We start from the raw sequence: 9,313 nt of genomic DNA, 5'->3' as shown, positions 1-9,313 counted from the left end.
CCGTCCGTATCTGGCGCTTGCTTCAGGCATTCATTCCGATCATTCCTTTGCAGGCGCCAACGCTCCCGGCGGACCATCCATTTTGGGGTTTGTTCGCGGAGCCACGGCTGAAGAGTCGGACCCGGAATTTGCGCCCGCGCTTGGCCCATAAACCGGTCCGACGATATTCCCGCATCCCGCGAGAGCAATCAGCCAGGGTAGAACCATAGCTCCGTTCATCGACACGGCTCCAATCACGACACATCATTAAGATTACTGAACTATTGACTGTCCTTCACGGCATCAGGCCGATCGCGCATCGACGCCATGCTGGCATCCGCATCCTCCTTTCTCTCGTTTTTGACCATGGGCCACGGAGGACGATTCCACGGGCTCGACACAGGCTCACTGTGATAAGTCATACCCGATGTTGCCGCCCCATGCGCACCGCCGCCACCACTTCCGCCGTTGCCGTTGCCGCCTGCCCATGCCACCGTCGCCGGCAGACCGCCCACGGCGACGATTACGATACACAGCATCTTGCCTATCCGCTTGCTCATCGACGTTCTCCAAAAAAAGCGCCCGCTTCGCCATACGGCACGACCGCTGGCAGGAAAAATGGAGGCATTGATCGTTGTACGTATCGCAAGTCCGAAAGGATGCAATCAAAGTGTGGACGGCTCGTTATTAAAAAGCGTGCGCGCTTCTGCGCATGCCGCGGAAAATCCTGACCTGTCGATCACCTTACAGCCCTCGCTGTAGCAATATTTGGGTTGGCGCGAAATTTAAATTGGGTTCCTAACGGATGCGGACCGAGCGTGCGTCAGTCCAATGCGGTATTGTGTGCATCGGATTAAAAAACAGGGTTTACCGATAAAACAAGACTTCTAGGAGATAAGCGCATGGAGCAATCCACGATTGCAACGCATGGCACGGAATCGGGCGCGGACGACGCTCAACGCATCGCATCGAACGACCAAGCTTCACCGCGCGTTCGACGGATTCAACGCACCGCACTCTCCCTGCTGCTTCTGAGTGGCGTCATCAACTACATCGATCGCGCGACGCTGTCCATCGCAAATCCGCTGATCCGGCAGGATCTCGGGCTTTCAGTCGCGGAAATGGGTCTGCTGCTCTCAGCCTTTCTATGGGCTTACGCATTCGCGCAACTCCCGGCAGGCGCATTAGTCGATCGCTTCGGTGCGCGTGTCATGCTTTCCGTCAGTCTTGCCACGTGGTCGGTCGCGCAAGCATTCGGTGGCGTCGTAGGCAGTTTCGGGCAGTTTTTTGCCGCGCGCATGGTGCTCGGCATCGGCGAGGCGCCGCAGTTTCCTACGAGCGCAAAAGTCGTACGCGACTGGTTCGGCAAGAAAGAGCGCGGCGCGGCGACCGGTATCTGGAACAGTTCATCGACGCTCGGCACCGCTATCTCAGCGCCCTTGCTGACGGTAGTCATGTTGACCGTCGGATGGCGATGGATGTTCGGCATCATGGGCATTGCCGGTCTCATCGTCGCGCTGTGTTTTTACCTCGTGCACCGCGACCCTCGTCAAGTCGATCTGACGCAGCAGGAACGCGCCTATCTGACCGATGTCGATGGTGAAGCGCAAACCCGTCCGACATGGCGCGAGTGGCGTCGCCTGTTCGAGTTCGGCACCACGTGGGGCATGCTGCTGGGCTTCTTCGGCACGATCTACGTCTTGTGGCTCTACAACGCGTGGCTGCCGACCTATCTGCAGATGGAATTTCATCTGACCATCGCGAAGACGGGATGGGTGGCGGCGATTCCGTATCTCTTCGGTGTGGTGGGAAGCTTGTCGGGAGGAAAGATCTGCGACGTGCTCGCGCGGCACGGCGTATCGGCGGTCAATAGCAGAAAGTATCCGATGGCCGCCTCGCTGTTCGGCGTCTGCGTATTCACCGTACTGACCGGTCTTACGCATAGCGCGACGCTGGCCGTTGTCTTCATCTCGATCTCGATGTTGCTGCTGTATGTATCGAGCAGCGCGGCCTGGGCGACGGCATCGGTTGCCGCGCCCGCAAACTGTACCGCGTCGATTGGCGCGATGCAGAACTTCGGCGGCTACTTCGGCGGCGCTTTGGCACCGGTGGTCACGGGCTTCATCGTGCAGCAGACACACTCGTTCCAGCCCGCGCTGTTTGTCGGAGCGGGCGTCGCCGCTGTTGCCGTGATCGGCTACTGGTTGCTCGTACGCGGCCCGATCCCGCCAGCCACGCTAAGTGGCGATGCATGACGATGCGTGCCGATGTGTGCCGATGTGTGCCGATGTGTTATAGGCAAGCAACGCCAGCGGGAGTCCAGCGACGCTCGCTGGCGTTGCTTGCATCAGCGCGTGACGGGAAACGCGATTTTGACGCTGCACCGAAACTTTTGGGCATCGATCTAGCGTGCAAACGTGCCGAGTCCGTCCTCATCGTAATACTCCAGAATCACCTGATTGCTCGAAAACGACGTCTTCGAAATGGTGCCCGGCTCTGCGTTTTCATCGACGAGTGTGAAAGTGAAAACGTCGCCGTCCCAATGCGTCATCGGGTTTTGTACCTTGGAAAGCTGTACGAGCAGTCTTTCCATCTCTCCACGATTGTCGAGCCGATCCTGCATTCCCTTGCTGCGTCGACGAAGGAGAGTGCGTCGTACTACGTCATCGACAAGACACACCGTCTCTGTCTATTCCGGGCGGAGCCGTCGGAAGGTCTGAGAGAGACCAGATTTGCGGGAACATCCCTGCCGCTGGATGACACGGCGATCAGTCAGGTCCTGAGATACTGGGGATTGGGTGAGCCGCTTTACGAGAGCGCACCAGCGTTACCGCTTTTCACGGCAGGCGCGCGAGATGGGCATACTGCGGCGTTCGCGACACCGGTTTTTGGTGCATCTGACAAGTTTATGGCCGCGCTTACGCTTTCTGGACCCGCATCGAGACTTGCCGCCGCCCACAAGACTGGCGAGTTAATCTCGTTGCAACTCAACGCGGCCGCAGACTTGTCGCGCAAGCTCGGGGCGAGCATCGCGTTTTGCGAATACATGTACACCGCCCGCTGAACGCGGGAAGCGCTTTGTCGGAAAGTTCGCCAGAGCGCGCATCTTCGATCGACGATACATGGGCGGCTGCCAATTATCGGCGGTACCCATTTACGGCACTCCGCGCCGGTCTTGTGTGAGAGGAACGGCGCGGATTGATCTGCATGACGAAGTTTCTGCCTTTACGTCGAATCGCTACGTTCGAGCCAACGGATGCGGCGTTCCACGTCGCTCAGGTCTTTCGCATCCGCAATATAGGTCTCACGACGCTGACACTCGATAGCATCGCACCAGTAACCGATTCTTTCCAGAATCCACATAATCATGATGTTCTCCTCAGCCGCTGAACACATCCGTGCCGCAATGAAGCATCCGGCGACGCAAGCGCGCCATCGCCGCGCCCAGACGCTGTCCCTGCACATCGTTCACCTTGCCGGTCAGCACGTTGGCAAAGCGCGGCTCATCCAGACCCGATACGATGTACTGCCAACGATACGCATCGAGCACGCCGGCATGCACGCGCGTTTCTTCGTCATCCGTCAACGCACGATCCAGCAGTGAAATGAAGTACTGCGCATCGGCGCGAGCCTGCGCCTGAAGCATGCTGTCCACAGCGCCGACGAGATCGATCAGATCGCCCACAGCAAGATCACGCTCCGCTTCGTTGATACGCATGTCTTCGCGCATCCACTCCAGTTCGTCGATGATCGCGTGCTGCGATTCCTCTTTCCAATGGAACAGAAAGATGTCCTTGAACAGCGGCGACATGCTCGTATCGATATCCATGCTCTGCCGGTAATGCACCTGTGTAACGATTTCGATGCAGCAAGTCAGCGCGAGAATCGCCCATGTCGATTTGGTCAATACGAACGCGGCGACCTCGTCCGCATTGGCCACGAAGCGATAACCCGCAGGCATGACCTGCGCGGCCAGCACTTCGACGCGACGGAACAGTTCCTGATGCTTCAGTTCCTCGTCGGTGAAGCCGACAATTGCTTCGAACGCCGTACGATCGGCCAGTGCGCGATCGCTCGCCACGTCCATCATCTTTGCGCCGATAAAGCGCTCGATCAGCCCAAACATATTGGCGTACGTGCGGCCCTGAATCTGCGACATCAGGCGTCGCTCGGCGGCATCGAGAAACGGCAGACGCTCGATTTCCGTCAGCCCGTCGGGCAGAAATTTGTGCGATGGATCGAAGCATCGGCCACGCAGTACATCGCGGTCGATATCCCAGCGAATGCGGCGAGAAACTTCGATACATCGTGCATAGCGTTGTTGCGGGCTCAGTTCGAGAACGGCGTTCATAAGGCAATCTCCAGTGGACCTGTGCGTTAAAAGAACGACGGGTCGGCTGAAGAAAGATGCGATTGATGCGTCACCGTCTGGAACCCATTCTCGGCATGCGGCCGCATTGGCGCATGAGGCGCAAGTCCCGGCATCGAGCCGGGACAGCGTTCAAACCACGCAGGAAATCAGGACACCTGTCCCGGTTTGAGGAAAACCAACAGGATTTCAGACAGAAGGCGACGCATCGAAACCCGCGCGGCGCGCCAGCACGATGGCTTGCGCGCGATTCTCGACTTCGAGCTTGGCAAAGATGCTGGTGATGTGATTGCGCACGGTCTTCTCGCTCAGCGACAAGCGCGCCGCAATCTGCGCGTTATCGCGCCCGCCCGCCAGCAATTCGACGATATCGCGTTCGCGCGGCGTGAGCGCAGAAAACGCCCCATCCGTCACCGCCGATGCAGGCAGAAAGCCGCGCACTTCTTCGCACCAGCGCTGCCAAGAAGGCTCGTTTTCCAGCACCAGATGGTTATCGCTTTCGAGCGGCACGAAGCGCGCGCCCGGAATACTGCCCGCGATCAGCCTGCTTTCTTCGAAGGGCACGCGTGCATCGCCGCTGGCGTGCAGAACCAGCGTCGGACATTGCACCTGCGGCAGCAGTTTCACCACGTCGATCTGATTGAACACGCGCATGATGCGCGCCGCGTTGCACGGCGTGGTCGTCATGCGTTCGAGTTCATTGAACCAGTGATGCTGTTCAGGCGTGCCGCCGGGGATGAACTGCGTGGTAAAGAATTGCCGAAATGCCGGATTGTGCTTGCCCCAGCCGAGTTCCGCGAGACGCACGAGCATTTCCGCTTCTTCGCCTGCGGCCGGGTCGGTGGCGCGCACCAGACGGCCGCGCGCATAACCGCCGTGCAGCACGAGATGGCTCACACGTTCAGGATGCCTGACCGCATACGCCACCGCGATCGATGCACCTTGCGAAATGCCCAGCAACGGAAAGCGCTGGATTCCGCACGCATCCACCACCGTCTCCAGATCGCGAAGCCAGGCATCGAATGAAATATCCGCTACATCACGATCCGACAGCCCGCAGCCGCGCTGATCGTAACGAATCAACGTGTGGCGGCTGCATAGTTCGAGCACCAGATGACTCCACACGGGACTGGTGAAGTCGAGTTCCAGATGACTCAGCCAGTTCGCCGCCTTGATGAGCGGCGACCCCGCACCGGACGTCGCATAAGCGATGCGCGCGCCATCGCTTGCCGTGCACAGGCGGATTTGTTGCCGCGGCGAGATCGGGCGCTGAGCCATGAATTCGAGCGTTTCTACGTACGTTCGTATCAATTAACGCGTTGACAGTGAGCTAATTGAATGCTCGCGCCATATAGATTCGTAAGTCAAGCGCAAGCAGACCGCGTGCGTTCCCTCGATGCGGAATCGGTAAAAAATGGCGCGCATCAAGGGACTGAGCATGCAGCCGGCTGACTGCATCCTTAAGTTCGATACACGCAGACCGATAACAAATGAAAGTTATCTTTCGTTTGTTCAGAGGTTCTGCAATGCACGCAGTCATTCGTTTCGGCATCCTCGCGGTCGCGCTGTCTCTGTCCGCGTGCGGCGGCGGCAATGACTCACCGTCCACACCCGTCAGCGCCGCGACCGTTCACGCGGTCACCGGCACAGTCAATAACGTCGCGGATTCCGGGCTTACGCTGCAAAGCGGCGCCGAAACGATCGTGGTGCAAAAGGGCGCGAGCAGCTTCGCGTTTGCATCGACCATCAAGGAAGGCGCGGACTACAGCGTGACAGTTGTTGCGCATCCGGCCGGGCAGCACTGCGTCGTCAGCAACGGCACAGGAAAGATGGCGCACGACGGCGCTGCCGAACTCGACGTCTCGTGCCATACGCTCATTTCGAAGCCGACGCCGGTCGGCGTCTATCCGGTCGCAGCCGATTCGCACCACGGTTCGCGCGTGTTTCTGCCGATCGCCAAGGTCGGCGCGCAAGCGGTGACGATCAACGCCGTGCTCGACACCGGCTCCTCCGGTTCCTTGCTGTATGCGCCGCAGATTTTTCCGGATTCGGTGCTCGGCGCCGATGGCTTCAAATTTCCCGAAGGCAAGGACACGCTGACGTACAAGGGCATCAAGGTCACGAAAGTGACCGGATATAAGGAGTACGGCAGCGGCGGCGAGCAAAAGCTCGAAGGCAATATCGGTTATGCGCAGATGACTATCGGTGCGGGCAGCGAAGTAACGACCGCGTCGGTGCCGATCCTGCTGATTCGCAAGCGTTATATCCGTGGCAATGACAATCAATGGGTCGAATATACGGATACCTTACGAAATAACATGGAAGACAATATCGTCGGCATCAACACAAACGTCGAATCCGTCGATGCAACCGCCGCCGGCAAATTGCCCGCGACGTCCGTACCCGTCGTCTGCAAGGATGTTCCGCAGACGCAATGCGGACTGCTGAACGCTTTGCGCGCATATACGCACGCATCCGGCATGGAGTCCGGCTTCGTCTTGAATGCGTTCAAGCTGCAAGACTGTTCGATCGAAACGCCGGGTAGCTGCCAGCCACAAACTGCGTTGTCGCTGGGCGTGAACGACAGTATCAGCGCCGCGTTCAAGCGTGTCGGTCTGACCTGCAAGAACGTCGTCGCCGCCGACGATCAGCCGCTCAAAACCTGCGAGCCATACGTAAGCGGCACAAACACGCTGATCGACGGCGTGTCCTATCCCGGCAGCGTAATGGTTGACTCCGGCGCGCCGCACGTGCGTCTCGAAGTGTTCGTCGGTTCCGGCGCGTTGCCGGTGCTGAATCCGGGCAAGTCCGTTTCGCTCAACTTCCCCGGCGGATTCTCCTACTCGTACATGACCGCTTCCAGCGGACCCGCCACGACGTCTGTCAGCGCCGGCGCGAACGCGAATGTGAAAAGCAACGCGGGCATCGAATTCTTTATGGATCACACGATTCTGATCAACTTCGATCGCGGCGAGGAAGGCTGGAAGTAACGTCGGGGCAGCCGTTCAAATCGCGGCGATGGAAGCGGCGGCGCTGCAATCGATCGCGGTAGGACGCGCATCGTCAACTCATGCAGCCTGCTCGCGCATGCGACGGGCCTCGTCGCGCAGGAACTGCTGGTAATCGTCCAGATCGCCGTCGAACGGTTCGACGCCGCCCTTCGTGACGAGCCAGAATTCGTCACATACCGCCCGCAGCAGGGATCGGTCGTGACTGACCAGCATCACCGTGCCTTCGAATTCGTTAAGCGCCATGCCCAGCGCTTCGCGCGTAGCCAAATCGAGGTGATTGGTCGGCTCGTCGAGCAGCAGCAGATTGGGACGCTGCCACACGATCATGCACAGCACGAGGCGCGCTTTTTCGCCGCCGCTCATCGTGCCAACCGCCTGATGCACCATGTCGCCACTGAAGTTGAACGTGCCCAGGAAAGTGCGCAGCGATTGTTCCGTGCCACTCTGACCGGGCGCGCGCAAATGCGCGGGCGTGTCTCTGGCAAGACGGATCATGTGTTCCATCGGCGTGTCCTGAAGACGTAACACGTCGAGTTCCTGCTGTGCGAAATAGCCGATGTTCAGACCCTTGCCTTCGCTGATTTCGCCGGCAATCGGCGCGAGTGCGTGCGCCACCGTCTTCACCAGCGTGGACTTGCCCTGCCCGTTCGCGCCGAGTATGCCGATACGCTGCCCGGCCAGCACGGACCGGTTGATGCCTCGAACAATAACCGTAGGCGGCGTTCCCGGCGAGGCGTCGTCGGGCGCGGGATAACCGAAGCTCGCCGCCGACATCGACAGCAACGGGTTCGGGACGTTGAGCGGCTCCTTGAACTCGAAGTTGAACTCTGCATCGGCGAGTACCGGTGCGATCTTTTCCATGCGTTCGAGCGCCTTGACCCGGCTCTGCGCCTGCTTGGCCTTCGAGGCCTTCGCCTTGAATCGATCGATAAATTTCTGCAGGTGGGCGATCTTTTCCGCCTGTTTTGCCATTGCGGCTTGCTGCAACACGAGTTGCTCAGCGCGCATGTCTTCGAACTTGCTGTAGTTGCCGCCGTAACGCACGAGTTTGGCGTTATCGACGTGCACCGTCACCTGCGTCACCGCGTCGAGAAATTCGCGATCGTGGCTGATTACGACCATGGTTCCCTGATAGCGCTTGAGCCACGCTTCCAGCCAGACCAGCGCGTCGAGATCCAGGTGATTGGTCGGTTCGTCGAGCAAGAGCAAATCGGACGGGCACATAAGCGCGCGCGCCAGTTGCAGCCGCATGCGCCAGCCGCCAGAGAAGCTGTTGACGGGCTGATCGAGCTGCACGGCGCTGAAGCCCAGGCCCAATAGCAGCGCCTGGCTGCGTGCGGGCGCATCGTGCGCGCCGGCGTCGTTCAGGGCCATGTACGCGTGCGCCATGCGCATGCCATCGTCGGCGGCTTCGGCGGCGGCGACTTCGGCGTTCGCGGCCAGCAACACGGTGTCGCCATCGACTACGAAGTCGGTCGCGCTTTGCTCGGTCTCGGGCATGTCCTGCGCGACCTGGCCCATTTTCCATGTGGATGGAATCGAAAACTCGCCGCTGTCTTCGTGCAGCGAGCCGTTCAGAAGGCCGAAAAACGATGACTTGCCAGCGCCATTGCGGCCGACAAGGCCGATTTTTTCACCGGGAGCGAAAGTGACCGACGCGCGATCGAGAACCACATTGACGCCGCGGCGCAATGTGACGTTACGGACTGAAATCATAGAAAAGCAACTTTTAGAGAAAACGCATGATAGCCGAGCAACGATCGATCACGCCCGCACTCACGGAAGTTCCTGCTGACGCTGCAGCCGGGCGTCTTCCTCCAGACGCGTCTCTTCGAGTTCGCGAAGCACGCCATCGAGATCGATCGGCCCGTCGATGATTTTCGCGCGGCCGGTCAGTTCGACATCGACATGGAGATGACCTGCTTCGTACAACGACCAGATCTCCTTTCCATAT

General features: G+C 59.4%; 8 protein-coding genes and 2 pseudogenes. 3 read left to right on the top strand and 7 right to left on the bottom strand.

Annotation, left to right across the window (positions count from 1 at the left end):
* Nucleotides 1–260: 260 nt before the first annotated feature.
* Entirely contained in the window at nucleotides 261–539 is a 279-nt protein-coding gene (locus P7F28_RS15415; protein ID WP_277185389.1) for a hypothetical protein, read from the bottom strand.
* A gap of 342 nt (nucleotides 540–881) precedes the next feature.
* On the opposite strand from P7F28_RS15415, the gene P7F28_RS15410 reads away from it, so the two are divergent.
* Entirely contained in the window at nucleotides 882–2,234 is a 1,353-nt protein-coding gene (locus tag P7F28_RS15410) for an MFS transporter (protein WP_277185388.1), read from the top strand.
* 149 nt (nucleotides 2,235–2,383) lie between these two features.
* On the opposite strand, the gene P7F28_RS15405 is transcribed toward P7F28_RS15410, so the two are convergent.
* Nucleotides 2,384–2,530 carry a hypothetical protein gene (locus P7F28_RS15405; protein WP_277185390.1) on the bottom strand — a complete coding sequence of 49 codons (147 nt, stop codon included), beginning with the start codon at nucleotides 2,528–2,530 and terminating at the stop codon, nucleotides 2,384–2,386.
* Between P7F28_RS15405 and P7F28_RS15400 the strand changes: the two are divergent.
* Nucleotides 2,525–3,043, top strand: a pseudogene (locus P7F28_RS15400) (IclR family transcriptional regulator); the annotation flags it as partial. The gene P7F28_RS15405 and the pseudogene P7F28_RS15400 sit on opposite strands and share 6 nt — an antisense overlap.
* Before the next feature lie 161 nt (nucleotides 3,044–3,204).
* On the opposite strand, the gene P7F28_RS15395 reads toward P7F28_RS15400, so the two are convergent.
* The 3 genes from P7F28_RS15395 to P7F28_RS15385 form a co-directional block, all read right to left on the bottom strand.
* A complete protein-coding gene (locus P7F28_RS15395; RefSeq protein WP_277185387.1) occupies nucleotides 3,205–3,348 on the bottom strand; it encodes a DUF3563 family protein in 144 nt (47 codons plus the stop codon).
* A 10-nt stretch (nucleotides 3,349–3,358) separates the two neighbouring features.
* Nucleotides 3,359–4,330, bottom strand: a complete 972-nt coding sequence (locus tag P7F28_RS15390) for a hypothetical protein (RefSeq protein ID WP_277185386.1) — start codon at nucleotides 4,328–4,330, stop codon at nucleotides 3,359–3,361.
* Nucleotides 4,331–4,537: 207 nt separating this feature from the next.
* Nucleotides 4,538–5,626: an alpha/beta fold hydrolase gene (locus P7F28_RS15385; protein ID WP_277185385.1), complete on the bottom strand. Its 1,089-nt coding sequence runs from the start codon at nucleotides 5,624–5,626 to the stop codon at nucleotides 4,538–4,540.
* 248 nt (nucleotides 5,627–5,874) lie between these two features.
* Between P7F28_RS15385 and P7F28_RS15380 the strand changes: the two genes are divergently transcribed.
* A complete protein-coding gene (locus tag P7F28_RS15380; RefSeq protein WP_277185384.1) occupies nucleotides 5,875–7,338 on the top strand; it encodes a hypothetical protein in 1,464 nt (487 codons plus the stop codon).
* Nucleotides 7,339–7,416: 78 nt separating this feature from the next.
* On the opposite strand, the gene P7F28_RS15375 is transcribed toward P7F28_RS15380, so the two are convergent.
* Both P7F28_RS15375 and P7F28_RS15370 read right to left on the bottom strand, forming a co-directional pair.
* Nucleotides 7,417–9,075, bottom strand: coding sequence for an ABC-F family ATP-binding cassette domain-containing protein (locus tag P7F28_RS15375; protein WP_277185383.1), 1,659 nt, complete (start codon nucleotides 9,073–9,075; stop codon nucleotides 7,417–7,419).
* A gap of 60 nt (nucleotides 9,076–9,135) precedes the next feature.
* Nucleotides 9,136–9,313 (bottom strand): annotated as a pseudogene (locus P7F28_RS15370) (serine protein kinase RIO); the annotation flags it as partial.

The organism is Caballeronia sp. BR00000012568055 (assembly GCF_029439455.1).
In the GTDB taxonomy this organism is placed as follows: domain Bacteria; phylum Pseudomonadota; class Gammaproteobacteria; order Burkholderiales; family Burkholderiaceae; genus Caballeronia.
This window is presented reverse-complemented; position numbering and strand designations above follow the sequence as displayed.

Excerpts from the sequence above, each read along its gene's own strand:
- P7F28_RS15410 (WP_277185388.1), top strand. The coding sequence starts at position 882 with ATGGAGCAATCCACGATTGCAACGCATGGCACGGAATCGGGCGCGGAC.
- P7F28_RS15405 (WP_277185390.1), bottom strand. The coding sequence starts at position 2,530 with ATGACGCATTGGGACGGCGACGTTTTCACTTTCACACTCGTCGATGAA.
- P7F28_RS15385 (WP_277185385.1), bottom strand. The coding sequence starts at position 5,626 with ATGGCTCAGCGCCCGATCTCGCCGCGGCAACAAATCCGCCTGTGCACG.
- P7F28_RS15375 (WP_277185383.1), bottom strand. The coding sequence starts at position 9,075 with ATGATTTCAGTCCGTAACGTCACATTGCGCCGCGGCGTCAATGTGGTT.
- P7F28_RS15390 (WP_277185386.1), bottom strand. The coding sequence starts at position 4,330 with ATGAACGCCGTTCTCGAACTGAGCCCGCAACAACGCTATGCACGATGT.
- P7F28_RS15380 (WP_277185384.1), top strand. The coding sequence starts at position 5,875 with ATGCACGCAGTCATTCGTTTCGGCATCCTCGCGGTCGCGCTGTCTCTG.
- P7F28_RS15415 (WP_277185389.1), bottom strand. The coding sequence starts at position 539 with ATGAGCAAGCGGATAGGCAAGATGCTGTGTATCGTAATCGTCGCCGTG.
- P7F28_RS15395 (WP_277185387.1), bottom strand. The coding sequence starts at position 3,348 with ATGATTATGTGGATTCTGGAAAGAATCGGTTACTGGTGCGATGCTATC.